This window comes from Streptomyces sp. NBC_01622, assembly GCF_045209635.1.
Classification (GTDB): domain Bacteria; phylum Actinomycetota; class Actinomycetes; order Streptomycetales; family Streptomycetaceae; genus Streptomyces.
In genome coordinates this window covers 10,027,194-10,052,966 of sequence record NZ_CP109293.1, presented here as the reverse complement: position 1 = coordinate 10,052,966, position 25,773 = coordinate 10,027,194, and the positions used below count along the sequence as shown (strand labels likewise).

The window sequence follows — 25,773 nt, the reverse complement described above, 5'->3', positions numbered from 1 at the left end:
GCAGATGACCGCATATTTATCAGACCACTTCCCCAAAACAACACCCCGCAGTGGCAGTTTTTCCGGGATTTCCGCCGTAGTGGTCGGACCACCTGAGCGGTTAGACTGCGGCGCACCCGGTGAGTGGAGGATTGCGTGGACGAGACGGCTCCGCCGAAGGGCACCGTGACACAGCGCGCCATCGACTCGATCAAGGCGTTGATCGGCGAGGGGCGGCTGGAGCCGGGCCAGCGGCTGCCCACCGAGCGCGATCTCGCGGCCCAGCTGGGCATCTCCCGCAGCTCGATGCGCGAGGCGATCCGCGCGCTCACGGTGCTGGGCGTGCTGGAGGCCCGGCACGGTTCGGGCATCTACGTCACCCAGCTGGAGGCCGGTGACCTGCTGGAGACCTTCGGTGTCGTCGCCGACCTCTCGCGCGGCCCGCGTCTGGTGGAACTCCTGGAGGTCCGCCGCATCCTGGAGTCGACGGCGACCGCGCTGGCCGCCGCCCGCATCACCCCGGACCAGCTGGCCGAGGTGGAGAAACACCTCACGGCGATGAACGCGACCGACGACCCCGAGGAGATCCTCGCCCACGACCTCGCCTTCCACCGCGAGATCGCCGCCGCCGCGGGCAACGACACCATGGCCGCGATCCTGGAGGGCCTGTCGTCCCGGACCTTCCGCGCCCGGGTCTGGCGCGGCTACCAGGAAGAGGGCGCCTTCACCCGCACCCGCCGCGAACACGCCGCCATCCACCGGGCGCTGGTGGCCCGGGACCCGGAGGCGGCACGGGCAGCGGCGGCCTCACACGTGGGCGAGGTCGAGGAGTGGCTGCGGTCGCAACTCGCCCCCTAGAAGCAGGGGTTCAGGCGCACTGGCAGCCGGGCCGTGCTGGTCGTCACGGGCTCACGGCGAACAGGGGCAGCCACTCTTTACTGTGCGCTCTGTCTCCGCCCGCGCAAGGAGACCCGCCAGAGGAGGACTCAGCCCCGAGGGGCGAGTCCTCCAGGGGCGCGGGGCTGCATCGACATGCGGCTCCGCCGCGCGGGCGCGACCAGCCCCAACGCACCCGCAGCAAACGACCGAGAGCATCCGCCCTGGCCCGACCCTCAAACGCCGGAGGCAGGCAGCGGCGGATCGCCCCGCTGGCCCTGGACCTCTGCCCATCCGCGCAGTTCGCTGGTGCCCACCTCGTCGATCGCCCGGTGCAGGGCGGCCCGCGCGTCCACGTCCCGGTCGGCCTGCGGAAGCAGCAGGTAGCGGTCGATCGCCCGCCGCAGGGACTCCCGTGCCTGTGCGGCCAGGACCCAGCGTGAGCCCGGATTGAACAGTTGGCGCATGCCGGTGAAGAAGACGGCGCCGCCCGCGATCAGGGCGGTGAGCCAGGCGGGCGCGTGCAATCCCGCCGCCACGACCGTCGCGGACGTGGCGGCGAGAGCGCCGAGTTCCGTCGTGTAGTGCAACCACCTGGCCCGGTCGCACGCCCCCGCGTAGAACTCCAGCTCCTGCCGGGCGAGCGCCAGTAGCGGATCGGGTTGGGAGGCCCAGGCCTGACCGACGGCCGTTCTTCGTCTCATCGCCACATCATCGGGCGATCACGGCCGCCGGCGAAAGCCGTTCCGGGTCAGGACCGTCGAAGCCGCAGCGTCACCAGTTCGAACGGGCGCAGCCGCAAGGCCAGTTGATCGCCCTCGCGGATGATCTCCTTCGCTTCGGCCGACGGACGTTCCAGCAGGTCGGTGACCTCGACGGAGTCGAAGGGGAAGCCCACCGTCAGCGTCGCCCTGGCCCGTCCCCCGTGCGCCTCGTGGAACCGGACCACCACATCCCCGCTCCCGTCGTCCGCCAGCTTCACCGCCGTGACCACGACCGCGTCCCGGTCCACGCTCACCAGCGGAGCGACCTCCTGCCCACCGGTGACCCGCCGCTCCGGCAGGTTGATCCGCCAGCCCTCCCGCACCGCGTCCCCGATGCCCGCGCCCGGCACCAGCGCGTGCCGGAAACGGTGGACGCCCTGGTCGGTCTCCGGGTCCGGGAAGCGTGGGGCGCGCAGCAGGGAGACGCGCACCGTGGTGGTCGTACCGCGGTCGCCGTCGGTGCGGACCGTACGGGTCACATCGTGGCCGTACGTCGAGTCGTTGACTACGGCGACGCCCCAGCCGGGTTCCTCCAGGTGGACGAAGCGGTGGTTGCAGGCCTCGAACTTGGCCGCCTCCCAAGAGGTGTTGGTGTGCGTGGGCCGGTGGAAGTGCCCGAACTGCGTCTCGGACGCGTACCGTTCGGCGTGCACGTCGAGCGGGAAGGCGAGCTTGAGGAACTTCTCGGTCTCGTGCCAGTCGACCTCGGTGTCGATGAGCAGCCGCCGCTCCCCGGGTGCGAGGGACAGCAGCTGGGTGACCCGGGACGCACCGAAGGTGCGGACGATCCGCACCGTGTTCCCGTCGGCGACGACCTCCTCCGCGTCCGTGAGGTCCGTGACCGTGTTGCGGTAAAACTCGTCGACGTCCCAGGCGTCCCACATGTTCGGGAAGTCCGGGTGGAGTTGGAGCAGGTTGGCGGCCCGGCCGGGGGCGATCGTCTCGCGGTCGGCCTCGATGTCGTAGGCGGAGACGACGAGTCCACGGGCGTCGATCTCGATGCGGAGCAGGCCGTTCTCGAGTACGTGTCCGCCGCCGACCCGCGTCGCGAGTGCCGACTCGCCCTCCACCGCCGGGACTTGGGCACCGCCCGCGAGAACGCCGTCGCGGGTGTGGGGCGCCGAGTTGAACACCAGCTCCCGCGTCCCCTCCCCCGCCAGCGCGCGCTGGGCCGCGTCGATGATGCCGTTCAGCTCGGCGGCCACTCCCTCGTACGTCTTCCGTGCCTCGCGGTGCACCCAAGTGATCGAGGAGCCGGGCAGGATGTCGTGGAACTGGTGCAGCAGCACCGTCTTCCAGATCCGGTCCAAGTCCTCGTAGGGGTAAGGGAATCCGGTCCGTACGGCGGCCGTGGCGGCCCACAGTTCCGCCTCGCGCAGGAGGTGTTCGCTTCGCCGGTTGCCCTGTTTGGTCCTGGCCTGGCTGGTGAGGGTGGCACGGTGGAGTTCGAGGTACAACTCGCCCACCCAGACCGGGGGTTCGGGGTACTCGGCCTCGGCCTTCTCGAAGAACTCCTTCGGGGTCTCCCAGGCCACGGTCGCCGAGCCTTCGAGGTCGCGCAGGCGGGCCGCCTTGGCGACCATCTCGCGGGTGGTGCCGCCGCCTCCGTCGCCCCAGCCGGTAGGCGCGAGGGAGTGGCGGGCTACTCCCTTGTCCTTGAAGTTGCGTGCCGCGTGGGCGATTTCACGGCCCTGCATGGAGCAGTTGTAGGTGTCGACGGGCGGGAAGTGGGTGAAGATCCGGGTGCCGTCGATGCCCTCCCAACGGAAGGTGTGGTGCGGGAACTTGTTCGTCTGCGACCAGGAGATCTTCTGTGTCAGCAGCCACTTGGAGCCGGCGGCCTTGATGATCTGCGGGAGTCCGGCGGCGAAGCCGAAGGTGTCGGGCAGCCACGCCTCCTCGTTCTCGATACCGAACTCGTCGAGGAAGAACCGCTTCCCGTGCACGAACTGACGGGCCATCGCCTCCGAGCCCGGCATGTTGGTGTCGGACTCCACCCACATGCCGCCGGCCGGCACGAACCGCCCGTCCGCCACCGCCTTCTTGACCCGCGCCCACACCTCGGGCCGGTGCTCCTTCACCCAAGCCCATTGCTGGGCCTGGGACATGGCGAAGATGAAGTCGGGTTCGTCCTCCAGCAACGCCGTCATGTTGGAGGTGGTGCGGGCGACCTTGCGGACCGTCTCCCGGAGCGGCCACAGCCACGCGGAGTCGATGTGCGCGTGCCCGATGGCGCTGATGCGGTGCGCGGACGGTACGGCGGGCGTGGACAGGACGGCCGTCAGCTGTGAACGGGCTTGCTCCGCCGTGCCGTTGACGTCCTGGAGGTCGACGGCGTCCAGCGCCTTCTCGATGGCCCGCAGGAGGTCCCAGCGGCGCGCCGAGTCCACCGGCAGCTCGGCCATCAGCTCGCCGACCACCTCCAGGTCGAGGACGAGCTGCCAGACGTTCTCGTCGAGGACCGCGAGGTCCATGCGGGTGAGCGTGTACTGCGGCTCGCTGCCGGCGGTCTCCTTGTCGCCCAACTGGGTCGGCACGAACGGGTGGTAGTCCATGACCACCGGGTTGGACGCGGCTTCGACGTACAGCCGCACCTCCTCGCCGCCGGCGACGGGCGCGCCGATCCGGACCCACTGGTTGCGCGGGTTGAGGCCCTTCACGGGGGTGCCGTCGGGCCGGTAGACGAGGCCCTCGCACTGGAAGCCGGGCATGTTCTCGTCGAAGCCGAGGTCGAGCAGGGCCTCGACGGTCTTCCCGGCCCACTCCTGGGGGACGGTCCCGGTGACACGGAACCAGCTGGTTCCCCAGGGAGCACCCCACCGGGCGCCCACCTCGATCGGTTCGGGTGTGCCCGCGAGCCCCTCGGCCACGGGCACCGGCTCGCCGGGCGCGTGCCAGACGGCCACCTCCAGCGGCACTGACTCGGGGTACACGGCGGGACGGATGCGCTCTTCGAGAACACGCTTGAGGCGGGCTTCGACCAGGCTGCGGTCGTCATGCATGTGGGGTGCTCCGTGGCTCGGTTGCGGGTGGGACTACGGGTGTTACCAGGCGTACGCGACGGTCACGGGGGCCGACGCTGTGTACAGCTCCCCTGTCGCGCGCAGTTCGAACCACGCCTGCTGCTCGCCCTGTTCGGCCGTCAGCCCGGCGACGTAGAAGGCGCGCTGGCAGGTGCCGCCGAGGAACCGCCGGGTGCCGTCGGGCAGCAGCCGGTGCAGCGTGTAGTGGCGTACGGCCCCGGGCGCGGCGTCCCAGGCGAAGCGCAGGTTGCCGCCGGTGGCCGCGCTGATGAGGAAGTCGGCGGGAGCGGTCGGCGTCGGCGACGCGTCGGCCTCGCGCACGGCCAGCCCGCCGAGCCGCCAGTTCACCGGCCCCGCGGTCGCGGTGAGCCGTACACCGATGGCGTGCAGTGTGCCGGAGAGACCGGTGAGGGGCACGGTCACCGTCTGCCAGTCACTGCCCGAGGCCGCCACCGGCAGATACGTGTACGGCGGCGTCGCCCCCGCCGTGTTCGGTTCGGCGGTGGCGACCGCCAGTTCGACGTTCGCGCTGCCGCTGTCGGTGCGGAAGGTCACGTCGACCACGGTGTCACCGGCGATCGGCAGCTGGGTGGCGTACAGATCAAGGGTCGTCGGCGCGTCCAGTGCGCCGCCGACCAGCACACTGCTGCCGCCCCGCCACGCGTCCGCGAAGTCGAAGGTCACGGTGGGCCGTTGGCCCGTCGTGCGTACCGCCCAGCGGCGGGACGGCAGCCGGTCCTGGAGGCCCAGGTGGTTCCACGGGGTGTCCGAGGTGACCGCGCCGTCCTCGTACCAGCGCAGCCCGTGCCCGGTGTTGAAGACACTCGCGAACGGCAGTGCGCCGCCGACCGTGGAGCGGTCGGCGACCGACACCGCCGGTGCCCGCCAGGGGTCGGTGCTGTCCGGCTTCGACGGGTCGAGTGAACGCCCGGTCCAGAAGCGGTCGTCGGCCGCGTGGAAGTCGCCCGGGGTGCGGGTCGCGGGGAGGTGGTTGCGGGTCCACTCGGGCCGGTAGAAGCCGATGGACGTGATGTGCGCCTTGGTCGTCGGCACCATCGCGTCCCAACTCACTGACGTACTCGACCCGTTGGACTCGACGTCGACGCCCGCCCACAACTCGTAGCGGCTGCGGCCCAGTCCGTCGGCCTTCGTCCCGGAGGCGGCCAGCGTGCTCGTGCTCCAGCGGAAGTCGATGAACATGTCGTTCGCGGCCTGGAAGAACGCCTGGTTCGAGGTGTTCAGCGCGCCCTGCCAGCTGACCGTCCCGTTCACGGTCATCGCGTCGTACCAGGTGACCCGCTGCCCCTGGGCGGCGGCGAGGGACTTCAACTCGCCGACGAAGCCCTGCATGTCGGTGCCGAGCGCGGTGTTCCCGCCGCTGGTCTCGGCGTTCACGAACCAGCCGTCGAAGCCGTACGCGGCGGCCACCGCGACGAGTTGGGCGGCGAGCGGGTAGTGCCCGGCGGCATCCTTCTGGACCAGGTCGCGGGTCCACTGGAGTTGTCCGCCGTAGGCGACGGGCGGCAGGAAGATGTTGCCGAGGACGGGCACGCCGTGCCGGTGGGCGGCGTCCACGACCGGCGCGTTCGGGGCGAGGATGATGCCCTCGCCCGACGAGCCGCCCCAGAAGACGAGTTCGTCGAGGTAGGACCAGTGGGTGAGGGCGTAGTAGTCGGCGGTGGCCGCGCCCTGGGAGGGGTTGCTCGACGTCGGCCCGAAGGAGACCAGGGACTGGATGCGGGCCTGGCCGGAGCGGGCGGTGCTGTTCGCGGGGGTCGGGGTGAAGCGCGCGGCCAGCGGGACGGCGGCGGCGTTGAAGGCGAGGTCCGTGTCCGAGGCGGCGGTCCAGGTCTTCAGGCTGCGCCAGGTGATGCCGGTGCCCGGAGTGCCGGAGGGGAGCGAGTCCGGGTACCAGTAACTGGCGTACGGCTGGGTCGCGGTGGCCGCGGCCTGCCCTGCGGCATAGGCGGGCAGGGGCAGCAGGGCCGCCGCGCCGGCGGCGAGCAGGACGGTGCGTCTGGTGGGGTTCACGAGCTGGTGTCTCCTTGTGGGGTGGGGAGTACCTGGTCGGGAGTGACGACTTCGGTGATGCCGCGCGCGGCGAGGTGTTCCTTGTCGTCCGCGCGCACGTCGAGGACGGTCGCCGGGCGGGCTCCGTCGGCGACGAGTCGGAAGTAGGCATCGAAGACCGGCCCGCCGGGACCGCAGACCGAGCGGACCGACGGATCGGCGGGCACCACGAGCGCCGTGCTGCGGGTGGCGGGCGCGTACGTGGGCTCGCGGGCCGCCTCGGCCAGCACGAGCGCGATGTCCTTCGGCTGCCGGTCGTTGGTCAACAGGCCCAGCCCGTATTCGAGTTCGGGGAAGTCCGCGAGCTCGCGGGACACGTCGTGGGAGCACCACCAGGTGATTCCCCAAAGGTCAGGACAGTCAAGGGAGTTGGCGACGGTCGCCTCGGCGAAGGCCGCCGCGTGCTCGGCGGGGACGAGCGGCTGGGGCGCGCCGACCTCCTGGAGCCAGACGGGCCGGTGCGGTTCGTCGGCCCATGCCTTGCTCAACTCGATGAGATAGGCGGCGTGATGTTCACTGGGCACGGAGGTACGGCCGTGGCGCTGGGCGGTGCCGTTGAAGACCCAGGAGTGCACGGCCGTCATCGCGCCCCGCCGGGCGGCCTGCGCCGGGGTGAACGGCATGTCGTTCTGGAACCAGGTCGCGTCGTACTCGGCGTGCAGATGCGGCTTGCCGGGCGCCCCCTCCGCGCAGGCGGCGAGCATCCGCTCCAGCCAGGCGTCGATCTGGTCCTCGGTCGCCCGGTCTGGGTCCGGATGCGGGCCCGCCGAGAACTGGTTGACCTCGTTGCCGAGGGTCATGCCGATGAAGTTCGGGCGGTCGGCGAGGGCGGCGGCGAGGGTGCGCAGGTAGGCGGCCTGGCCGTCGAGGACGTCCGGGTCGGTGAAGAGGTTGCGCCGGTGCCAGGTCCGGGTCCAGGCAGGGAGGTAGTCGAAGCTGCTCAAGTGCCCTTGCAGACCGTCCACGTTGACGTCGAGCCCGCGCTCACCGGCCGCGTCGACGAGCTGCACGAGCTGCTCCACGGCCTTCGGACGGATCAGTGTGCGGTTGGGCTGGAAGTACGGCCACAGCGGGAAGACCCGGATGTGGTCGAGGCCCAGTTCGGCGATCGAGTCGAGGTCGGCGCGTACGGAGTCGAGGTCGAAGTCGAGCCAGTGGTGGAACCACCCTTGGCTGGGGGTGTAGTTGACGCCGAAGCGCACGGCAGAAGACATCGGGATCCTGGTTCTGTAGTGCGTGTCTGAATGCAAGTGGACGTCAGCCCTTCACCGCGCCTTCGCCCACACCCCGGAAGAAGTACCGCTGGAGGCAGGCGAAGAGGGCGATCAGCGGGGCCACGGCGATCACCGTGCCGGCGGCCACCAGGCGTTCGTCGTTGGCGAAGGTGCCGTGCAGATAGTTGAGGCCGATGGTGAGCGTGAACTTGGACGGGTCGCTGAGCACGATGAGCGGCCACAGGAAGTCGTCCCAGGCGCCCATGAAGGCGAAGATCGCGACGACGGCGACAGTCCCCTTCACGGACGGCAGCGCGATCCGCAGGAACCGCTGCCACACGTTGGCGCCGTCGACGTAGGCCGCCTCCTCGATCTCGTACGGCAGGTTGAGGAACGCGTTGCGCATCAGCAGGACGTTCATCGCGCCGATGCAGCCCGGGAGGACCACCCCGATCAGGGTGTTGTTGAGGCCCAGTTCCCGCATGGTGGTGAACTGGGCGATGATGATGCCCTCCACCGGCACGAGCATCGCGAGGATGAAGACGAGGGTGGCGACGCGGCGGCCCCGGTAGCGCAGCCGGGCGAGCGCGTAGCCCGCGAGGGCCGAACCGACGCAGTTGGTCACGACGTTGGCGGAGGCGACCTTCAGCGAGTTGAAGGCGTAGTCCCATACCGGGATGGTGTCGGCCACCCGCTTGTAGTTGTGCAGGGTGGGGTGTTCGGGGAGGAAGGTCGGCGGTGAGCTGTAGATGTCCTCGGTCGGGCCCTTGAGCGAGGTGGAGAGCTGCCACAGGAAGGGGCCGACGGTGATGGCGAGGACGGCGAGCAACAACGTGTAGCGCAGGGCGAGTTCCCAGACCCGGATGCGGCGGCCGTGCTCATCGGTGACGCGGGGTTCGCGAACCGCCTTCTCCTGGACGGGTCTTGTGCGCTCGATGACGCTCAAGCGTCCTCCTTCCGGTCTGCCCGCAGCACGAGCAGCATCAGCGCGACCGTGACGACGAAGACGACGACCGAGAGCGCGGAGGCGTAGCCGACGCGCCCGGTGAGGCCGGTGCCGGTGCGCTGGACGAGCATCACCAGGGTGGTGTCCTCGCCGGCCGGACCACCGCTCGGGCCCGCCATCAGATAGACCTCGGAGAACACCTTGAAGGCGGCCACCGAGGACAGCGCCCCGACGAGGACCATGGTGGAGCGGACGGCGGGCACGGTGACCGTGAAGAACCGGCGCACCGCGCCCGCGCCGTCGACCGAGGCGGCCTCGTGCAGTTCGCGCGGCACGTTGGCGAGCGCGGCCAGATAAATGATCATGTAGTAGCCGAGCCCCTTCCAGACCGTGACGGCCATGGCGCTCAGCAGCAACAGCCACTGGTCGCTCAGAAAACCGATCCGGCCGACGCCGATCGTCTCCAACAGCGAGTTGACCAGGCCGCGTTCGTCCAGCAGCCACACCCAGATGAGTCCGACCACGACGATCGACGCGACGACCGGTGTGTAGAAGGCGGACCGGAAGAAGGTGATGCCGGGGATGTTCTTCTGCACCAACAGGGCGAGCAGCAGCGGGAGTACGACGAGTGCGGGGACCACCCCGAGGATGTAAAGGGTGCTGTTGCGCAGGCCGGTCCAGAACATGTCGTCGTGCCACAGCTCGCGGAAGTTGGCGAAGCCGACGAAGTGGCCCGGGATCAGGGTGCGCCGGTCGGTGAAGGCGTTGGCCAGCGTGGAGCCGAACGGGTAGAGGATGAAGACGCTGGTGATCAGCAGCCCGGGGGCGGCGAACAGCCAGGGGCTGGTGGGCAGTTGGCGCCGCACCCGGGAGACGGTGGAGAGGGCCATCGTGGACTACCCCTGCTGCTGGAGGAGCGTGTTGCACTGCTTGACAGCGTTGTCAAGAGCCGTGTTGGGGTTCTCCTTCCCCTGCAGAGCCTTGGCCACCTCGTTGCGCAGCGCTGTCTTCATCTGCTCACTGAACAGCACCGGCGTGTAATTCACCGCGTTTTTCAGGGACTTGGCGGCGGCGATCCGCACCCGGGTCTCGTCGGTGCCGTCCTCCTTGGTGAAGTACGGGTCGTCGAGGGAGCCGGCGGTGCTCGGGAAGATGGCGACCTTCTTCGCGAACGACATCTGCTGCTGGGCGTCGGTGACGTAGTGCGCGAAGGCCACGGCAGCGGGGGTGTGCTTGGTCTTGGAGTTGACCATCACGCCCATCACGTACATGTTGACGTGCCCGGTGCTGGTGATCTGGTCGGTGATGCCGATGTTCTTGTACAGGCTGGGCGCCTGCTTCTTGAAGTTGTCGAGGTCGAGGGCGCTGCCGGGGTTCATGGCGACGGCCCCGGTGAGGAACTTCTTGCCGGACGACTCGGGGGTGGCGGTGAGCGCCTGCGGGTCGAGGGCCTTCGCGTCGTACAACTCCTTGTACTTGGTGAGGAGTTCGACGCCCTTCGCGTCGTTGAAGGCGAAGGTGGTGCCGGCCTTGTTCATGAGCTCGACGCCGTAGCGGCCGAAGTCCTCGACGGTGGGGACGTTGGCGAGGGTGGCGACCTTGCCGTCGGTCTTCTTCGCCAACTGGAGCGCCTGGGCGAAGAGTTCGTCGTACGTCTTCGGCGGCTGGTCGGGGTCGAGGCCGGCCTGCTCGAACAGGGACTTGTTGTAGAAGAGCGGGCCGGTGTTGAGGTACCAGGGGAAGGCGTAGGTCCCGGTCATGCCCGGTATCCGGTGGCTGGCCCAGGCTCCGGGCAGGTACTCGCTCTTGTACTTCGAGGCCGCCTTGTCGAGGTCCATCGCGAGGCCCGCCTTGGCGAGCGGGGCGACCAGGTCCGGGGAGACGTTGACGACGTCGGGCAGGGTGCCGCCGGCCGCGTCGGCGCTGATCTTGTCGGCGTAGCCCTCGGCGGGCTGGTCGATCCACTTCACATGGGTGCCGGGGTACTGCTTCTCGAAGCCGGAGATCACGCCCTCGAAGTAGGACTTGAAGTTGGCGCGGAGGTTCCAGGTCTGGAAGGTGATGTCGCCCTCGACCTTGCCCGAGGCGTCGGTCGAGCCGCCGTCGTCTCCTCCGGAGCCGCAGGCGCTCAGCGGCATGAGGACTACGGCGGCGGCAGCGGCGGCGAAGGCTCTGCGGGAGATGCGCACGGCGGGTCGCTCCTTTGGAGTGGGGTTGGCCAATCGTGCCGGGGCAGACCTTGCACGCTGTTCGCGGGGCGCGTCAATGGATTCCGCTCAGCTAAATTCATTAGTTGGCCAGATCCGGCCAACACCCCAGCTCAGAGAGGTATGTTCGCATTCTTGCGATGGATCACTAATGCGCTTTAGGGTGTGCTGGCTCAAGCGCATTAGTGCGCGGTGCCGATGGAATGGAGAGCAGGCTTGTCAGGCAAGCGGTCACCCGCGCGTCGGCCGACGATGAAGGACATCGCGCAGCGCGCCGGTGTGTCCGAGAGCGCGGTCTCCTTCGCGCTCAACGGCCGGCCCGGCGTCTCCGAGATCACCCGCGACCGGGTGCGCCGGGTCGCGGAACAGCTCGGCTGGCGGCCCAGCACGGCCGCGCGGGCGCTGTCCGGGGAGGGCGCGGCGACGGTCGGTTTCGTGCTGGCCCGGCCCGCGGACACCCTCGGCGTCGACTCCTTCTTCCTCCAACTCGTCTCGGGCATCCAGGAGATACTGGCCGAGCGTCATCTCGGTCTGCTCTTCCAGATGGCCGAGGACGTCGACGACGAGTGCGCGGTGTACCGGCGCTGGTGGGCCGAACACCGGGTGGACGGCGTCCTGGTGGCCGACCCGCGCACCGCCGATCCGCGCCCCGATCTCCTCGACGAACTGGGCCTGCCCGCCGTGGTGATCGGCGGCGCGCCGGACGAACGGCATCCCGGACTGTCGACGGTGTGGGCGGACGACGCGGGCGCGATGGCGTCGGTGGTCGACGAGTTGTCCGCACGCGGCCACCGCCGTATCGCGCACATCGCCGGTCTGCCGGGCCTCGCGCACACCGAGCGCCGGATCCGCGCCCTGCGCGCCGAGGCCGCGCGGCGCGGGCTGACCGAGGTGCACTCGGTGACGACGGACTACTCGGACGCGGCGGGCGCCGCCGTCACCCGCCGGGTCCTCGAAGTCGCCGCGCCCCCAACGGCGTTGATCTACGACAACGATGTGATGGCGGTCGCCGGGGTGGCCGCCGCGACCGAACTCGGCTTCTCCGTACCGGCGGACGTGTCGGTGGTCGCCTGGGAGGACTCCGCGCTGTGCCGGATGGTCCGGCCGTGGCTGTCGGCGCTGTCCCGGGACAGTGTGGAGTTCGGCCGTACGGCGGCCCAGGAGTTGACCGCGCTGCTGGACGGCGGCCCGGCGCGCACGGTGCGGGTGCCGGTGCCGCGGCTGATCGAGCGGGACAGTACGGGAGCGGCACGGGTGTGAAAGTGCTGTGTCTCCCGGTTCGAGCCCGAATCGCCGGACGCCGCCGGGCACTTCGTGTGAGGCTTTGCCCATGACCTCCGAAGACCCGCTGGCCGACCGGCTCCAGCTCGACCGGCCGCACTCCGCCCGCGTGTGGAACTTCCTCCTGGGCGGCAAGGACAACTACGCCGCCGACCGGGAAGCCGGCGAAATGATCATCAAGATGTTTCCGGACATCGCCCTGCTCGCCCGCCTCCAACGAGGCTTCCTGGTAAGGGCCGTACGCCATCTCGCCGCGGAGGCGGGCATCCGCCAGTTCCTCGACATCGGAACCGGCCTGCCGACCGTCGACAACACGCACGAGGTCGCGCAGCGCATCGCGCCCGAGAGCCGGATCGTGTACGTCGACAACGACCCGCTGGTGCTGGTGCACGCGCAGGCGTTGCTCACCAGCACCCCCGAAGGCGCCTGCGCCTACGTCGAGGCCGATGTGCGCGATCCCGAGACGATCCTCGAAGCCGCGGCCCGGACACTGGACTTCAGCAAGCCGATCGCGCTGACGATGCTGGGCATCCTGGGCCAGATCCCGGACTCGGACGAGCCCGAGGCCGTCGTGGCCCGCTTCCTCGACGCGCTGCCCCCGGGCAGCTATCTCGCGCTGACCGACGGCACCGACACCAACCCGTCGCTCAACCAGGCGATCTCGGTGTACAACGCCAACTCCGCCAGCTCCTACCACCTGCGCAGCCCCGCACGGGTGGCGGCCTTCTTCGAGGGTCTCGAAGCGGTCGAGCCCGGCATCGTCCCCATTTCACGCTGGAGGCCGGAGCCTGTCGACGTGGGCCGTGATCCGTCCGACGTGGACACGATCTGCGGCGTCGGCCGCAAGGTCTGAGCGGCAACAGCGAAGAGGGGCACCGGCGTTGAGCCGGTGCCCCTCTTTTGTGACGTGTGTCCGGCGTCAGAGCCGGAACAGCGCCCACACCGTCTTCCCGCCGCCCGCCCGCAGGTTCCAGCCCCATGAGTCGCTGAGCGCGGAGACCACCTGGAGGCCGCGTCCGGACTCCGCGAACTCGTCGGGGTGTCCCTCCACGGGTATGCGGTCGCTGTCGTCGGTGACCGCGCACACCGCGTACGGCAGCCGGTCCCACACCGCGAGCCAGAGCGAAGGCTGCGGCTCCAGCGGGGAGTTGGGCGCCCGGCCGTAGCGCAGCGCGTTGCTCACCAGTTCCGAGACGGTGACCGCCATGTCGTCGACGAGCTCGTCCCCGGCCCGGTCGGCCAGTGCGGCGCGGGCGAAGTCCCGTGCCACATGCGCCGATTGAGGCATCGGGGGCACGACCAGGACGGAACAGAGAGCCGGGTTGCCTCCGTCCCCGACGGCGGGGACCAGCGTGACGGTCTGCCCCGGTGCGGGTCGGCCCACCTCGTCGACGGCCCGGCACAGCCACTGCCAAGTGCCCTCGATGCGCAGGGAGTCGACCGGCCGTACGACTTGCTCTGCGGACATCGCGACCCCTGAGACCCCAAGAGAACAACTGCGCGCGCTACACCTGTCCGGAACATGGTCCTCCGACTGACCCTGCGAACGCAAGTGCATCGGCAATTGCCGCTGCAATTGCAGACGATCTTGCGAGCGGTCCTCCCGAGGGCTATCGTCCTCCACATCACCAATGGGTGCAATTGAAGCTGCAATTGCATTCGATCTTCCGGGGGAGCGATGAAGCCTCAGACAGAGCACGCGAACGGCATGTCGGCGACCCTGCTGAGCGGCGCGGAGTGGCGCAAGAGCCACCACAGCAACCCCGAGGGCAACTGCGTCGAGTTGGCCGCGCTCTCCGACGGCCACATCGCCGTGCGCAACTCGCGCCATCCCGAAGGTCCGGCGCTCGTCTACACCAGCGCCGAGATCTCCGCGTTCGTCCGCGGTGTGAAGGACGGCGACTTCGACGGCCTACTCCCCGGCCGCTGAAGTCAGACAGACCCGCGGATGGCCGGAAGGCGCCGGACACAGGCCGACACCTTCCGGCTCCTTCACTCCCCGCAGTTATCCGGAACCTCGGTGCTACGATCCTCTTTTGAGTCCCGAAAACTTGCGGGCAGTATCGGCGCGACCGCCGAGGGGATGAACATGACTGCAGCTCAACCGGAACACGCCCCCTTGGGTACGGACGTGCTGAGCCTTCAGCGCGGTGGTCCGACAGTTCAGCGCATCATGCTGGGCACCCGGTTGCGCCGGCTGCGCGAGTCCCTGAACATCACCCGGGACACGGCCGCTTCGGCCATACGCGCCTCGGACGCCAAGCTCTGCCGCATGGAGTTGGGCCGCGTCGGCTTCAAAGAGCGTGACGTGGCCGACCTGTTGACGCTGTACGGCCTCCACGAGCCGGACGCCCGCCAGGAGTTCCTGGACTCGGCCCGCCGCGCCAACGAACCCGGCTGGTGGCGCGCCTACGGCGACTCCTTCCCGGCCTGGTTCGAGCAGCACCTGGGGCTGGAGGAGGCCACCTCCCTCATCCGCACCTACGAAGTCCAGTTCATCCCGGGCCTGTTGCAGACCGCCGGGTACGCCGAGGTCGTCATCCGGCTCGGCCGCCCCGTGGACTCCCCGGACTCGATCCAGCGCCGCGTCGAACTCCGCATGACCCGCCAGGAGTTGCTGACCCGCCCCGGAGCGCCGAAGCTGTGGGTCGTGGTGGACGAGGCGGCACTGCGCAGGCCGCTCGGCGGGGCCGAGGTGATGCGCGACCAGCTCCGGCATCTCGTCGAGACGGCCGCCCTGCCGAACGTCACGATCCAGGTGCTGCCCTTCGAGGTGGGCGGCCATGCGGCGGCCGGCGGCCCGATCACCGTGCTGCGCTTCCCGGTCCCGGACCTGCCGGACATCGTCTATCTCGAACAGCTCACCAGCGCCCTGTACTTGGACAAGGCGGAGGAGGTCGACCGCTATCTCGCGGTCATGGACCGGCTGAGTCTGGTGGCGCTGCCCGGCCCCGAGTCGGTGGTCTTCCTGGAGAAGCTCCTCAAGGACATGTGAGGTCGGGGTCTCGGTCCGCTCAGACCCGCGACCGGTACAGCCCGAACTCCACGATGCGTACGGTGTCCCGGGCCGCCGTCACGCGGACTCGCCAGCGCCGGGCGCGTACGGGTGCGGGCAGCAGCAGAATGCGACTCGCACCGATCGTCCCGGCCCGGGTCACCTCGGTCCAGCTCCCGTCGACGTACGCCTCGACGACGAAGGCCTCGACCTGCTGGCCCTGGCGCCGGACGTCCTCCGCCAACCGGACGCGGTCCACCTCGCGTTCCGCCCCGAGGTCGACGGCGACCCGCCCCGGCGAAGTGGCCGTCCGGGCTCCGCGTGCCAGGTCCTCGGGCAGTTCCTGGTCCACGCGCTCACGGAACTCGCGCAACCGCGCCACGTCCGGGTCCGCCAGCAGACCGTCGGTGTCCGGCGGCACGTTGAGCAGCAGAACCGCGTTGCGGCCCACGGAACCGAAGTAGATGTCGATCAACTCGTCGACACTCTTGGGGAGTTGGCCCGGGTGGTAGAACCAGCCGTCGTGGATCGACACATCGCACTCGGCCGGCCACCACTGCAGGTAGTCGGTGTTCGGCTGCGCCGCCACGAGCGCGCTACGACTGCCCTCGTCGGGGGTGTCGTAGGACAGCGCCCAGTCCGTGCGGCCGTACTGCTCCTCCTTGACCGGCAGGACGCTCCACTCGTCCTCGCGTGCGGTGCCGCCCTCGTTGCCGACCCACCGCACGTCAGGGCCGGTCACGGCGATCGCCGCGTCCGGGGCGAGTGATCTGACCAGGGTGTACCAGCTGTCCCAGTCGTAGTCCTCGACCTGGCCCGGCGGGATGCGGCCCTGGGCGCCGTCGAACCAGACCTCGTCGATCGGGCCGTACTCGGTCAGCACTTCGTAGAGGGTGTTGAGCATATGGGCGCCGTAGTCGGTGGCGTCCAGTGTGCAGAAGGCGTCCGGTGCGCGGTCGTCGCCGTCGACGAGCGTGGGGATGCTGCGCGTGGCGCGTGCGCTGCCGTTGGCGTAGACGCCGTGGAGGTACTGGTTCTCGTCGGCGGGCGAGAGATAGACGCCTGCCTTGAGGCCGTACCGTCGCATGGAGTCTGCGAAGGAGCGCAGAACGTCGCCCTCCCCCGCACGCCAACTGCTGTAGGCCACCGTGTGGTTGGTGTAGCGGGAGGGGTAGAGGACGAAGCCGTCGTGGTGCTTGACGGTGAGGATGGCGAGCTTGAAGCCGCCGTCGCGCAGGGCGCGGGCCCACTGGTCGGTGTCGAGGCCGGTCGGCTGGAACACGTTCGGGTCCTCGTCGCCGGTCCCCCACTCCAGACCGGTGAAGGTGTTGACGCCGAAGTGCAGGAACGCCGTCCGCTCCAACTGCTGCCAGGCCATCTGCCGTGCGGTGGGCCGGACTTGGGAGGCCTTGCGGACCAGGTCGGTCGCGGTGTCGTCCGGACCGACGGGGATGCGGTAGCGGGAGTCGGACGGAGGCGGGGGTGTCGCGAGAGCGGGGGTCGTGGCGGTGCCGGTCGCGGCGAGCGCGGTGGCCGAGAGGACGAAGAGACGTCTGGAGAGGGCCATGGGGTGGGACTCCTCTGGTCAGTGGGCGGTCAAGTGCCAGACGCCGGGCCGGTGTTGGTCCGGCGGGTACTGGGCGAGGCGGCCGTCGTCGGCGACGCTCAGCGCCATCTGCGTGATGGCGTTCACGAGCCGGTAGCCGCCCGTCACTGGTGCCAACTCCCAGCGCTGCATGGTGTTCGCGGCGTCGCAGGGCTGCGGGGTGGCCGCGACCCCGGGCTGGAGCGGCACATTGAGGGTGAGCCTGCCGCCCTGTATCTCCAGGCAGCCGTCGGCGGTCCGTACCGTCGCGTAGCCGTCAGTCGTGCGCTGCACGGTGGCGTCGAAGGAGGCACCCGCCGTCCGGAAGGTGTACGTCCCGTCCGCGACCGGCATCCGGGTCAGGTCCCGCCATCCGGGCGCGTGACCGACTGCCGTGCCCCGCGCGGTGAAGTGGGCGTAGGTGGCGTCGGGGTGCGGGTCGCCCCAGGTCGCCTGGGCGAGATGCCGCAGTGCGGGCTCGATGTCGGCGGCGACCTCGTTCTCCGTCTCGCCGCGCCCGTTGTCGGGCCAGAGGCTGATCTTCGCCCCGGTGATGCCGGTGCTGGAGGTGAGCTTCTCGCCCTCGAAACTGCGCGGGTCCCAGCTCTGGTCGTACAGCGACTCGGTGTCGCTGTGGAAGCCGCCGCGCACGAGGTAGAGGGAGTAGGCCGCGTTCATCAACGGGTAGCTCTGCGCGATGAGTTGGCTCGGTTTCGTCTGGACGTTCAGCCAGTGCTCGACGGTCGTGCCCGCCGCCACCGGCACGGTGTTGGCGCCGGTGAGCCCGTCGTTCCAGATGCGCAGTTGCTTGCCCTTGCTCGCGGCGTAGGCCTGGACGCGGTTGATGAAGTCGATGTAGGCGTCCTGCGGGGTGGCGTTCGCGCCGTACTTCTCCTGGGCGTAGCGCAGCATCTGCGGGTACTTGGAGTAGTCGGAGCCGAGCATGTACTCGTCGGCGCCCATGTGCCAGGACGGCGCGGTGAAGACCTGCGCGTACTCGTCCATCAGGCTCGTGTAGTAGTCGAACGCCGCCTGCTGGGTGACGTCGAGCCGGGCGGGCTGCTTGTTGCCGTCGCTGTCGGTGAGCTGGAGGTCGGGGCGGTTCTCTATCCACGGGTCCATGTGGCCCGGGGAGTTGATCTCGGGAATGATCTCGACGTGGTACCTGTCGCCGAGGGCGACGAGGGTGCGCAGCTCATCCTTGGTGTAGTAGCCCCAGGTGTCGGCCTCGGGGTGGGCGTCGCTCTTCACCTTGATTTCCAGGAGCAGTTGGTTGAGCTTGTGGTACGCCATCTCGCGCACCAGGTTCTCCAGCCACGGCAGGGAGATGTGGATGTAGCACGCGCAGACGCCGACCCCGCGCTCCTTGTACCGGGGTACGTCGACCGTGCGTCCGGCCGGTATGTGGTCTCCCTGGGTGAGGAGTTGGAGGAGGGTGCGGGTGCCGTAGAAGGCTCCCGTCTCGGTCGCGCCGGTGACCGACAGCCGTTTGCCCGCCCGGAGTTCATAGCCCTCCGCGCCCAACGAGCCCTGTGTCGGCCGGACTTCGATCACGATGTCGCCGGGCCTGGCGGCACCGCCTCGTACGACGGGCACTGTTCCGTGGCCCGCCGCCCTCAGGTCGCCGGCGAGGGTGGCGGCGACCCGGCGTTCGCTCGCGCTGCCTGCCACCAGTCGGGTCCCGGCCCCGAAGTCGTAACTCCCGGTCTGCGGCGTCCAGTTGGAGAGCGCGGGCACGGTCACCGGGGGTGCCGCCTGCTCCTGCCGGGCCGCGACCGCCGGCGCTGCGGGTGCCGTGAGCAGCGCGAACACCGCCACGAAGCCGATCAGCCGGAACCGTCTCCTGCTTCGCTCAGCCATGACACTCCACCGGTCGCGATTGATCGGACGACTGATGATTGGACTGCGCTCGGGGGCTGTCAACGGGTGCTGGGAGCAGCCAAGTTGAGCCATTGATCGGATGACCAGCAGGTCAGTGGACACCCGCCCGGCACCGGCCCGCGAAAAGTCCAAGAAGACGGAAGCGAATGTCCAAGGCCGGTCACCTCTCGACGCGACGCTCCTGCCGAGGCACAGTTCTCCCTACGTACTCGCGAGTAGATTGAAGGAGCGCGCCCGTGACCAGCTGGATCGGCCGTACCGCCGCCGAGATCTCCGCCGCCGTACGCGAGAAGCGGGCCACGCCCCGTGAGGTGGTGGCCGAGCATCTCGCCCGGATCGAGCGGCTCGACGGGCGGATCGGCGCGTTCCGGGTGGTGCGGGCCGAGGCCGCGCTCGCGGAGGCCGACGCGGTGGGCGCACGGGCCGATCTGGCCGAACTGCCGCTCGCGGGCGTGCCGGTGGCCGTGAAGGACAACCTCGCCGTGACCGGCGAGTCCACCCGGGCCGGCTCCGCCGCGACCCCGGACACCCCCGCCGACCACGACCATGTCACCGTGGCCCGGCTGCGGGCGGCGGGCGCGGTGGTCGTGGGGCTGACGAACGTGCCCGAGCTGTGCGTCTTCGGCACCACCGAGGGCGTCCACGGCACCGCCCGCAACCCGTGGGACACCACCCGCACCGCAGGGGGTTCCTCGGGCGGCAGCGCGGCGGCGGTCGCGGCGGGCATGGTGCCGATCGCACTCGGCAACGACGGCATGGGCTCCCTGCGCATACCCGCGGCCAACTGCGGTCTGGTCACCATCAAGCCGGGGTTCGGGGTCGTCCCGGCCGGCATCGGCGACGGCGACTGGTTCGGAATGTCCGAAAACGGCCCCCTGGCGACGACCGTCGAGGACGCCCGGCTGATGTTTTCGGTCATCGCGGACATCGAGGTCGTACGCCCCGACGAGTCCCTTTCCCGCAAGGTGGCCGTGTCCGTGCGCAGCCCGCTCGCCGGAGTCGCCGTCAGCAAGCCGTATACGACCGCCGTCCGGGAGGCGGCCGGGCTGCTGGCCAAGGCCGGGCACGCGCTGCACCGCGCCGACCCGCCGTATCCGCTGTCGCTGAGCACCACCTCGCTCGCGCACTGGACGGCGGGCACCTCGGTGGACGCGGCGGGGCTCGACCCGCGGAAGCTGGCGCGGCGGACCAGGGTGCACGCGGCGATCGGGCGCCGGTTCGTGAAGAGCGTCCGTACCGGGAGGAGCCGGGAGCAGCTGCGGGAGCGGCTCACGCCGTTCTTCGCCGAGCACGACATCCTGCTGACGGCGGCGCTGGCCCGCCGCTCCCCCAAGGCCGGGCCGTGGCACGAGCGGGGCTGGCTGCGGAACGTGCTGGCCAACACCAACTACTCGCCGATGACTCCCCCGTGGAACCTCACCGGTTGGCCCGCGATGTCGGTCCCGTTCGGCACGCTGCCCTCGGGCGCGCCCTGTGCCGTACAGCTGGTGGGGCGGCCGGGTTCGGAGGCGGCGCTGCTGGAGCTGGCGGAGCAGTTGGAGAAGCTGCGCCCGTGGGTGCGGACCGCGCCACTCGACTGAAGGTCCTGGCTAGAGGGCGCGGTACATGATGTGCAGGCCCACGCGGCCGTCCCGGGGATGGTCGAAGGCGTCCGGCACCGTGCCCAGGATCGTGAAGCCGAGGGAGCGCCAGAGTTTGACGGCGGGGTTGGTCTCGACGACCGCGTTGAAGACCATGCCCCGGAAGCCCTGTTCGCGGGCGGCGGTGAGGATGTGTTCGGCGAGAGCGCGGCCGATGCCCCGGCCGCCGTGGTCGGGGTCGACCATGAAGCCGGCGTTGGCGATGCGGTCGGCGGGGCCGCCGTAGTTGGGGGTGACGAAGGCCGAACCGACGATCGCCCCGCTCTCGTCCTCGGCGACGTACACGCGCTTGGGCGGGGACGTCCACAGGGCCCGGGCCGCCTCTTCGGAGGTGTCCCGGGCCCAGGTGTAGGTGTCGCCGGCGGCGACGATCCGGTGCCAGAAAGGCCAGATCCGCGGCCAGTCGTCGGCCGCGGCTTCTCTGATCAGCATGGGCGCGATTCTCGCACGCCCATGCTGTCGGCGATCGCGATGGGTCCCGTGGGGGTCAGTCCACGCTGGGCAGGATGTGGGGCTCGGCGAGGTCGTCCTCGTAGCCCGCGAGTCGGATGGGGGCCGAGCGGGCCCACACGGCCAGGCTGCCGAGCTCGTCGGACCGGTGGCCCGCACGCTCCGTTGGTTCCTTGGGGCGTTCCTCGCGATTCGTCTTCTCCGGTGTCACCGCGCACTCCTTATGTGTCGGGTCACCCTCGGGGCATACCGGCCATTCTCCGGTCCGGTACCTGAGGCCCGCTCGGGTGTGGGTTGAAGGCAGTTCGGACGCGGTGGCGCCGGTTACTCGTGTGAGAGCAGGCCGTTGTGAACGGCTTGCCCCGGGACGGACCATGGGTGTGGGTGGGACCCCTTGTTGCTGTCCGTCTGCCTCAGACTAACCAAATGAGCGGGCTGCCGCTCGATGGGGCTGAAAACATGGAGTAAAAATTAGCAACGCACAGCCACCGGGTCCAGTCGGCGGGATCACGTGATGCGGTCGGCGAAGCGGGTCGTGCTGTGGAGCAGGTGTTCCAACGGGCCGCGACGGAATCGTCGGCTCCAGGCGGTCGCCAGGAGCATGGAGGCGGCGATGAAGATGAAGAGTGACAGAAGTGCCGGGCCTGTCGACTCCTCCATGCCGACGGCACGGATGGCGAGAATGTGCAGGACGTAGGCGGTCAGCGCGGTCATGCCGACCGAGGTCACGGGTGCGGCCAGTCGGGTGAGCCGGGGCAGCCGGTGCGTCGCCCAGAGGCAGAGAGCTACCACGACAAGCGCGAGGCCTGTGCTGCCGAGGATGGAGAACGTCGTCTGACTGTGCGGTGCGGCCACCAGCAGCCAGGCGGCCGGGGTGTCGTCACCTAGGTCTCCGACGGTGTCGGACCACCAGGCCGAGGATGCCGGACCGCCGTTCGTCGCCGCGCCGACCGCGGTGAGCGCGTGCGGGACGAGGTACAGGGCCAGCCATGAACCGCCGTAGCCGAGCACGGTCAGGGCGCCGCCGGTGAGGAGCAGGCGGGTGCGGAGTCCGGGCCGAGTGAGGTCGAGGCGGGCCAGTGCCATGCCCGCGACCATGAACGGCATCCAGGTGAGCACCGGGTACGCGCCGGTGAACAGCAGCTCCGTGAAGCCGTCCGTGCCGGTGACCCTGGCGAGTGGATCGGCGACGACGACGGCGTCGGCCCAGTCGCCGCCCTCGATGGACTGCCGTACCGCGTACAGCACTTGGGGCAGGACGAGCGCGCCCGTGGCGGACTGGGTGTTCGTCACCCTCGCCGCGCTGTACACGCTGGCCTCGCTCTCCCGCCGTCGCGTCCTGCTGGCCGGCTGCGCGGCGGTGTTCACGGTCGGCGACACCACGGCCTGGTCGTGGCCGGTACCGGAGTTCGCCGACCCGTCGGACGCCGCGACGCTCATCACGATCACTTACAGCCTGGCGACGGCGACGGCCCCCGTCTTCCTCGGACAGCTCGTCCAGGCCCGGCGCGAACTCGGACTGCGCCTCACCGAGATCACCGAGGCGCGCGAGCACGAACGCCGGTTGCTCGCCCAGAACGTGCTGGCCAAGGAACGCGCCCAACTGGCCCGGGAGATGCACGACGTCGTCTCCCACCAGGTCAGCCTGATCGCCGTACGGGCAGGGGCGCTCCAGGTGGGCAACCGGGACCCGGAGGCGAAGGAGGCCGCGGCCGACATCCGGCGACTCGCCGTGCAGACGCTGGACGAACTGCGCCACATGGTCGGCGTACTGCGCGCCGCCGGCAGCCGCCCCACCGAACTGACTCCCCAGCCGTTGCTCGCCGACCTGCCACAACTGGTCGACGGCAGCGGCATCGAGGCCGAACTACGCGCCGAGCTGCCCCAGGAACTCCCGCCCGCGGTGCAGCGCGCCGTCTACCGCACCGTCCAGGAAGCGCTGACCAACATACGCAAGCACGCGCCCGGTTCCAGGGCCGCGATCCGCATCGGGCAGCAGGCCGGGACCGTCCACGTCGTGGTCGTCAACTCCGCCCCCCAACGCCCCGCGCTCCCCCTCCCCGGCTCCCACCACGGTCTGGTCGGCCTGCGCCAGCGCGCCGAACTGCTCGGCGGCAGCGTCAGCGCGGGCCCCACGGTCGACGGCGGCTACGAACTGCGGCTGGAGTTCCCGGTACAGGACGCGTCCTGAGGCGGCCGATCGGGATGGACCCGTCGAGTCCTGGCAGTGGACTGGTTGCCGACCTCGCTCACGGTCCACCGGCCCGACCTATCGGTCAGCCGGTGCTCCATTTCTGGTTGTCCCCGCCGGTACAGCTCCAGAGTTGCAGCTCCGCACCGTTGGCGGTCCCCGCGTCGGTGACGTCGACGCACTTGTCGGCCTGGATGTTGACCAGGTCGTGCGCGGCGGTGAGCCGGAACCGCTGGGCCCCGGTGCCGTTGCAGGTGACGAGCTTGATCCACGCGCCGTCCGTCCGCGAACCGCCGTCGACGTCCATGCATTTGCCCAGGGCGCGGACCGTTCCGTCCGACCCGAACCGCCACTTCTGCCGGGCGGCATCCGTGCAGTCCCATATCTGCAGGCGGGTGTGGTCCACCGGCTCGCCTCCGGTCACATCGATACAGCGGCCGGAGCCGTGACCCCGGATCAGTACGCCCTTGGCAGCGGCGGCGGAATCGGCGGCCGGCGAGGAACTGCCGGACGGCGCACCGCCGTTCTTGGTGCCGCCCTTCGTAGTGGCCGTGGCATCACCGGTGTTCTTCCCCGCTGCCGGTGAACCGGCCTTCGGGGTCGCCTGCCGGGTGGCGTCGGCTTCGAGCGCGGAGGATTCACCCGACGGCGAGGCGGAGTCGGACGAGTCGGTCACGTCCTCGTTCTGTCCGCTGCCCCGGACGGTGTCCGATCCGGTACCGGCCGCCGAACGTCCCTTGCCGTCGTCGCCGTCCATGAGGAACAGGGAGCCGGCCAGCAGGACGGCGGCGGTAGCGGCGACGGCGAGCAGCATCCCGCGGCGCTGTGCGGGGCGAAGCACGGACCGGCTCGGGGCGGTCGTGATGTCGGCTCGACGGTCGGTCGCGTCCCCGGCGAAGGCGTCCGTACGCCTCCCCAATGTGTCGGCGTCCGGAGCGCGCTCGGTGAATGCCGCGAACTCGGCCGCCATTGCGGACATGGGCGGCAAAGGCTCAGGCCGGGGGTCGGAGGCGGGAGCGGGTCCCAGCGCGGCAGCGGCCTCGGCGATCGCCGACGGTCCCCTCGACCGGCGTGGCAGGAGCAGCGGCGCGGTGTCGGACTGGTCGGTCCGGGCGGCCGTGACGGCCTCCGCCGTCGGATCCTCGGAGGAGGCCGTCATGTCGTCCTTCCGGTACTGCGGTCGGGGATTTCCTGCGCGGCCGATACGACGTCGAAGTGTCGAAGACGTCGTGGTCGTCCGTGGTCGCCTGCGCTGGTCCGCGATGGCCTTGAGCGGGCGCCGGCGATCGCCGTCCTCGCGCTCGGGGCGATTGTGTCGTGTTCACGACCGCCTAGGCAAAGGGCGACACGCGTTGTCCGTCCGGTGCCGGAGGTTCTGGGAACTTGGCGCGCAGGAGCCCGGCGTTTGCCTGACCGGGTCGTTCGAAGATCAGGAGTACGACGCCCACCGCCTTTCGCGGGCCGACCCGGCCCAGGGTTGTTCGGACGTGCACGTGCGGCACTTCCGCCGTCGGCGGAAGGTCTCCACCTGGCAGGTCGTCGCATCTGCGGGACGATCAGAGGGAGTTGACCGGCCCGCACTCGGTGTATGCGCGAACCGCGCGGTGGCGAACTGCGACGTCGTCGTTGAAGCCGAGCGCGTTCGGGGCCGTGATCCCGCCGGTCAGGGCAATGCCGCCCCAACAAACGTGGATACCCAAGGCCGGGGCACCGCCTCAGCCGGTCAGTGTTCCGCGACAACCAGTCGCATGACGTCCGTCAACCCGGCGATGCCCCTACCGGACAAATGAGGTAGGCGATGCTTCACCTGGCCGGAAGGCCAGGCTCGAAGAAGGTCGGCTCCTTCGTCGTCACCGTGAAGGACGGCCACGTCGCGTCCGTGATCAAGGACTTGAAGACCGACGGGTCTCCGAGTCGGCCCGGCTGTTCCGCCGCGAGCGTCTCCCACAGACGGGCCGGCGAACGCCTCGTCATCGCCACCTTCACCCCCGACAGTCGACGGCCGCTTTCTCAGCGGGCACCCGCACTACCGCTCACCGACCGGAGGCGACCGCGCTCCAGCCGTTGTCGAGCAGGTCGAAGGCGCGGGTGATGGCTTCCTCGGGGGCACTGTGCCCGCGGGCGGCGCGGGGGGCTTCGAGGGCGAAGTGGGCCAGGGCGGCGCAGACGGGGTCGCCGCAGGGAAGGCCGCTCTCCTCGGCGATGACCCGGGCCAGGGCGGCGCTGTGGCGCAACCACATGGCCTGGGCGTAGTCACGCAGGGCGGGGGTGTTGTTGATCAGGTCGAAGAAGGCGGTGAAGCGGGGGTCACCGCCGGCCGCGGCCCTGCGGTGGTGCAGTGCGTGCTCGCGCAGGGCGACCGGGATCGACTGACCGTCGAGGCGTTCGCGTACGGCGGCGAGCAAGCGGGTCTCCTGGTCGGCGTCCTCGTCGAAGACCAGGGCTTCCTTGACGGGGAAGTGCTTGAACAGGGTGGTGGTGGAGACGTCCGCGGCGTCCGCGATCTCGCGGATGCCGACATCGTCGTATCCGCGTTCCAGGAACAGACGCAGGGCGGCGTCGGCGATGGCCTGGCGGGTGGCGGCCTTCTTGCGTTCGCGGCGTCCCACCGGGACGGGCGCGCTCCGGGTCTCGGTCATGACCACCATCCTACCCTTCATGATGGACCGAC

At 70.0% G+C, this 25,773-nt stretch carries 23 protein-coding genes; 7 read left to right on the top strand and 16 right to left on the bottom strand.

Annotated features, from left to right (window positions below):
• The first annotated feature begins 135 nt into the window (after positions 1-135).
• Entirely contained in the window at positions 136-837 is a 702-nt protein-coding gene (locus OH768_RS46560; protein WP_388106520.1) for a FadR/GntR family transcriptional regulator, read from the top strand.
• Positions 838-1,091: 254 nt separating this feature from the next.
• Here OH768_RS46560 and OH768_RS46555 read toward each other — a convergent pair whose 3' ends face one another.
• From OH768_RS46555 to OH768_RS46525, 7 genes are read right to left on the bottom strand one after another with little or no spacing between them, the layout of a single operon-like run.
• On the bottom strand, positions 1,092-1,559 hold the full coding sequence (locus tag OH768_RS46555) for a DUF4231 domain-containing protein (RefSeq protein ID WP_406462982.1): 468 nt from the start codon (positions 1,557-1,559) through the stop codon (positions 1,092-1,094).
• Positions 1,560-1,606: 47 nt separating this feature from the next.
• A complete protein-coding gene (locus OH768_RS46550; RefSeq protein ID WP_406462980.1) occupies positions 1,607-4,621 on the bottom strand; it encodes an alpha-mannosidase in 3,015 nt (1,004 codons plus the stop codon).
• 42 nt (positions 4,622-4,663) lie between these two features.
• Positions 4,664-6,673: an endo-beta-N-acetylglucosaminidase gene (locus tag OH768_RS46545; RefSeq protein WP_406462978.1), complete on the bottom strand. Its 2,010-nt coding sequence runs from the start codon at positions 6,671-6,673 to the stop codon at positions 4,664-4,666.
• Positions 6,670-7,926 (bottom strand): glycosyl hydrolase, encoded by a 1,257-nt coding sequence (locus tag OH768_RS46540; RefSeq protein WP_406462976.1) that lies wholly within the window; start codon positions 7,924-7,926, stop codon positions 6,670-6,672. Before OH768_RS46540 ends, OH768_RS46545 begins: the two co-directional genes overlap by 4 nt.
• Before the next feature lie 43 nt (positions 7,927-7,969).
• Entirely contained in the window at positions 7,970-8,872 is a 903-nt protein-coding gene (locus OH768_RS46535) for a carbohydrate ABC transporter permease (RefSeq protein WP_406462974.1), read from the bottom strand.
• Positions 8,869-9,762 carry a carbohydrate ABC transporter permease gene (locus OH768_RS46530; RefSeq protein ID WP_406462972.1) on the bottom strand — a complete coding sequence of 298 codons (894 nt, stop codon included), beginning with the start codon at positions 9,760-9,762 and terminating at the stop codon, positions 8,869-8,871. The genes OH768_RS46535 and OH768_RS46530 overlap by 4 nt, the downstream gene beginning before the upstream one ends.
• A gap of 6 nt (positions 9,763-9,768) precedes the next feature.
• Complete coding sequence (locus OH768_RS46525; RefSeq protein ID WP_406462968.1) at positions 9,769-11,061, bottom strand: ABC transporter substrate-binding protein; 1,293 nt, start codon at positions 11,059-11,061, stop codon at positions 9,769-9,771.
• A 270-nt stretch (positions 11,062-11,331) separates the two neighbouring features.
• Between OH768_RS46525 and OH768_RS46520 the strand changes: the two genes are divergently transcribed.
• Together OH768_RS46520 and OH768_RS46515 are read left to right on the top strand one after the other, a co-directional pair.
• A complete protein-coding gene (locus OH768_RS46520) occupies positions 11,332-12,339 on the top strand; it encodes a LacI family DNA-binding transcriptional regulator (protein WP_406465716.1) in 1,008 nt (335 codons plus the stop codon).
• 70 nt (positions 12,340-12,409) lie between these two features.
• Entirely contained in the window at positions 12,410-13,213 is an 804-nt protein-coding gene (locus tag OH768_RS46515; protein WP_406462966.1) for an SAM-dependent methyltransferase, read from the top strand.
• A gap of 66 nt (positions 13,214-13,279) precedes the next feature.
• Here OH768_RS46515 and OH768_RS46510 read toward each other — a convergent pair whose 3' ends face one another.
• A complete protein-coding gene (locus tag OH768_RS46510; protein WP_406462964.1) occupies positions 13,280-13,828 on the bottom strand; it encodes an ATP-binding protein in 549 nt (182 codons plus the stop codon).
• A 210-nt stretch (positions 13,829-14,038) separates the two neighbouring features.
• On the opposite strand from OH768_RS46510, the gene OH768_RS46505 reads away from it, so the two are divergent.
• Together OH768_RS46505 and OH768_RS46500 are read left to right on the top strand one after the other, a co-directional pair.
• A complete protein-coding gene (locus OH768_RS46505) occupies positions 14,039-14,290 on the top strand; it encodes a DUF397 domain-containing protein (protein ID WP_406462962.1) in 252 nt (83 codons plus the stop codon).
• Positions 14,291-14,449: 159 nt separating this feature from the next.
• Positions 14,450-15,355: a helix-turn-helix domain-containing protein gene (locus OH768_RS46500; protein ID WP_406462960.1), complete on the top strand. Its 906-nt coding sequence runs from the start codon at positions 14,450-14,452 to the stop codon at positions 15,353-15,355.
• 19 nt (positions 15,356-15,374) lie between these two features.
• On the opposite strand, the gene OH768_RS46495 is transcribed toward OH768_RS46500, so the two are convergent.
• Positions 15,375-16,922: an alpha-L-fucosidase gene (locus OH768_RS46495; protein WP_406462958.1), complete on the bottom strand. Its 1,548-nt coding sequence runs from the start codon at positions 16,920-16,922 to the stop codon at positions 15,375-15,377.
• Positions 16,923-16,940: 18 nt separating this feature from the next.
• Positions 16,941-18,800, bottom strand: coding sequence for a family 20 glycosylhydrolase (locus OH768_RS46490; RefSeq protein WP_406462956.1), 1,860 nt, complete (start codon positions 18,798-18,800; stop codon positions 16,941-16,943).
• A 257-nt stretch (positions 18,801-19,057) separates the two neighbouring features.
• On the opposite strand from OH768_RS46490, the gene OH768_RS46485 reads away from it, so the two are divergent.
• On the top strand, positions 19,058-20,401 hold the full coding sequence (locus OH768_RS46485) for an amidase (RefSeq protein ID WP_406462954.1): 1,344 nt from the start codon (positions 19,058-19,060) through the stop codon (positions 20,399-20,401).
• Positions 20,402-20,410: 9 nt separating this feature from the next.
• Here the strand turns inward: OH768_RS46485 and OH768_RS46480 are convergent, their stop codons facing one another.
• The 3 genes from OH768_RS46480 to OH768_RS46470 all read right to left on the bottom strand — a co-directional run bounded on the left by OH768_RS46480 (position 20,411) and on the right by OH768_RS46470 (position 21,997).
• Entirely contained in the window at positions 20,411-20,893 is a 483-nt protein-coding gene (locus OH768_RS46480) for a GNAT family N-acetyltransferase (protein ID WP_388106495.1), read from the bottom strand.
• Between the two features lie 55 nt (positions 20,894-20,948).
• Positions 20,949-21,122, bottom strand: a complete 174-nt coding sequence (locus tag OH768_RS46475; RefSeq protein WP_406462952.1) for a hypothetical protein — start codon at positions 21,120-21,122, stop codon at positions 20,949-20,951.
• A 296-nt stretch (positions 21,123-21,418) separates the two neighbouring features.
• On the bottom strand, positions 21,419-21,997 hold the full coding sequence (locus OH768_RS46470) for a DUF418 domain-containing protein (protein ID WP_406462950.1): 579 nt from the start codon (positions 21,995-21,997) through the stop codon (positions 21,419-21,421).
• Between the two features lie 10 nt (positions 21,998-22,007).
• On the opposite strand from OH768_RS46470, the gene OH768_RS46465 reads away from it, so the two are divergent.
• On the top strand, positions 22,008-23,102 hold the full coding sequence (locus tag OH768_RS46465) for a sensor histidine kinase (protein ID WP_406465714.1): 1,095 nt from the start codon (positions 22,008-22,010) through the stop codon (positions 23,100-23,102).
• Between the two features lie 85 nt (positions 23,103-23,187).
• Here the strand turns inward: OH768_RS46465 and OH768_RS46460 are convergent, their stop codons facing one another.
• The 3 genes from OH768_RS46460 to OH768_RS46450 all read right to left on the bottom strand — a co-directional run bounded on the left by OH768_RS46460 (position 23,188) and on the right by OH768_RS46450 (position 25,741).
• Positions 23,188-24,261, bottom strand: coding sequence for a ricin-type beta-trefoil lectin domain protein (locus tag OH768_RS46460; protein WP_406462948.1), 1,074 nt, complete (start codon positions 24,259-24,261; stop codon positions 23,188-23,190).
• A 644-nt stretch (positions 24,262-24,905) separates the two neighbouring features.
• Positions 24,906-25,076, bottom strand: coding sequence for an oleate hydratase (locus tag OH768_RS46455; protein WP_406462946.1), 171 nt, complete (start codon positions 25,074-25,076; stop codon positions 24,906-24,908).
• A 59-nt stretch (positions 25,077-25,135) separates the two neighbouring features.
• Positions 25,136-25,741 (bottom strand): TetR/AcrR family transcriptional regulator, encoded by a 606-nt coding sequence (locus OH768_RS46450; RefSeq protein ID WP_406462944.1) that lies wholly within the window; start codon positions 25,739-25,741, stop codon positions 25,136-25,138.
• Positions 25,742-25,773 lie beyond the last annotated feature (32 nt).

Excerpts from the sequence above, each read along its gene's own strand:
- OH768_RS46555 (WP_406462982.1), bottom strand. The coding sequence starts at position 1,559 with ATGAGACGAAGAACGGCCGTCGGTCAGGCCTGGGCCTCCCAACCCGAT.
- OH768_RS46550 (WP_406462980.1), bottom strand. The coding sequence starts at position 4,621 with ATGCATGACGACCGCAGCCTGGTCGAAGCCCGCCTCAAGCGTGTTCTC.
- OH768_RS46540 (WP_406462976.1), bottom strand. The coding sequence starts at position 7,926 with ATGTCTTCTGCCGTGCGCTTCGGCGTCAACTACACCCCCAGCCAAGGG.
- OH768_RS46530 (WP_406462972.1), bottom strand. The coding sequence starts at position 9,762 with ATGGCCCTCTCCACCGTCTCCCGGGTGCGGCGCCAACTGCCCACCAGC.
- OH768_RS46520 (WP_406465716.1), top strand. The coding sequence starts at position 11,332 with ATGAAGGACATCGCGCAGCGCGCCGGTGTGTCCGAGAGCGCGGTCTCC.
- OH768_RS46515 (WP_406462966.1), top strand. The coding sequence starts at position 12,410 with ATGACCTCCGAAGACCCGCTGGCCGACCGGCTCCAGCTCGACCGGCCG.
- OH768_RS46510 (WP_406462964.1), bottom strand. The coding sequence starts at position 13,828 with ATGTCCGCAGAGCAAGTCGTACGGCCGGTCGACTCCCTGCGCATCGAG.
- OH768_RS46505 (WP_406462962.1), top strand. The coding sequence starts at position 14,039 with ATGAAGCCTCAGACAGAGCACGCGAACGGCATGTCGGCGACCCTGCTG.
- OH768_RS46500 (WP_406462960.1), top strand. The coding sequence starts at position 14,450 with ATGACTGCAGCTCAACCGGAACACGCCCCCTTGGGTACGGACGTGCTG.
- OH768_RS46495 (WP_406462958.1), bottom strand. The coding sequence starts at position 16,922 with ATGGCCCTCTCCAGACGTCTCTTCGTCCTCTCGGCCACCGCGCTCGCC.
- OH768_RS46490 (WP_406462956.1), bottom strand. The coding sequence starts at position 18,800 with ATGGCTGAGCGAAGCAGGAGACGGTTCCGGCTGATCGGCTTCGTGGCG.
- OH768_RS46480 (WP_388106495.1), bottom strand. The coding sequence starts at position 20,893 with ATGCTGATCAGAGAAGCCGCGGCCGACGACTGGCCGCGGATCTGGCCT.
- OH768_RS46470 (WP_406462950.1), bottom strand. The coding sequence starts at position 21,997 with ATGGCACTGGCCCGCCTCGACCTCACTCGGCCCGGACTCCGCACCCGC.
- OH768_RS46465 (WP_406465714.1), top strand. The coding sequence starts at position 22,008 with ATGAACGGCATCCAGGTGAGCACCGGGTACGCGCCGGTGAACAGCAGC.
- OH768_RS46460 (WP_406462948.1), bottom strand. The coding sequence starts at position 24,261 with ATGACGGCCTCCTCCGAGGATCCGACGGCGGAGGCCGTCACGGCCGCC.
- OH768_RS46455 (WP_406462946.1), bottom strand. The coding sequence starts at position 25,076 with ATGACGAGGCGTTCGCCGGCCCGTCTGTGGGAGACGCTCGCGGCGGAA.
- OH768_RS46450 (WP_406462944.1), bottom strand. The coding sequence starts at position 25,741 with ATGACCGAGACCCGGAGCGCGCCCGTCCCGGTGGGACGCCGCGAACGC.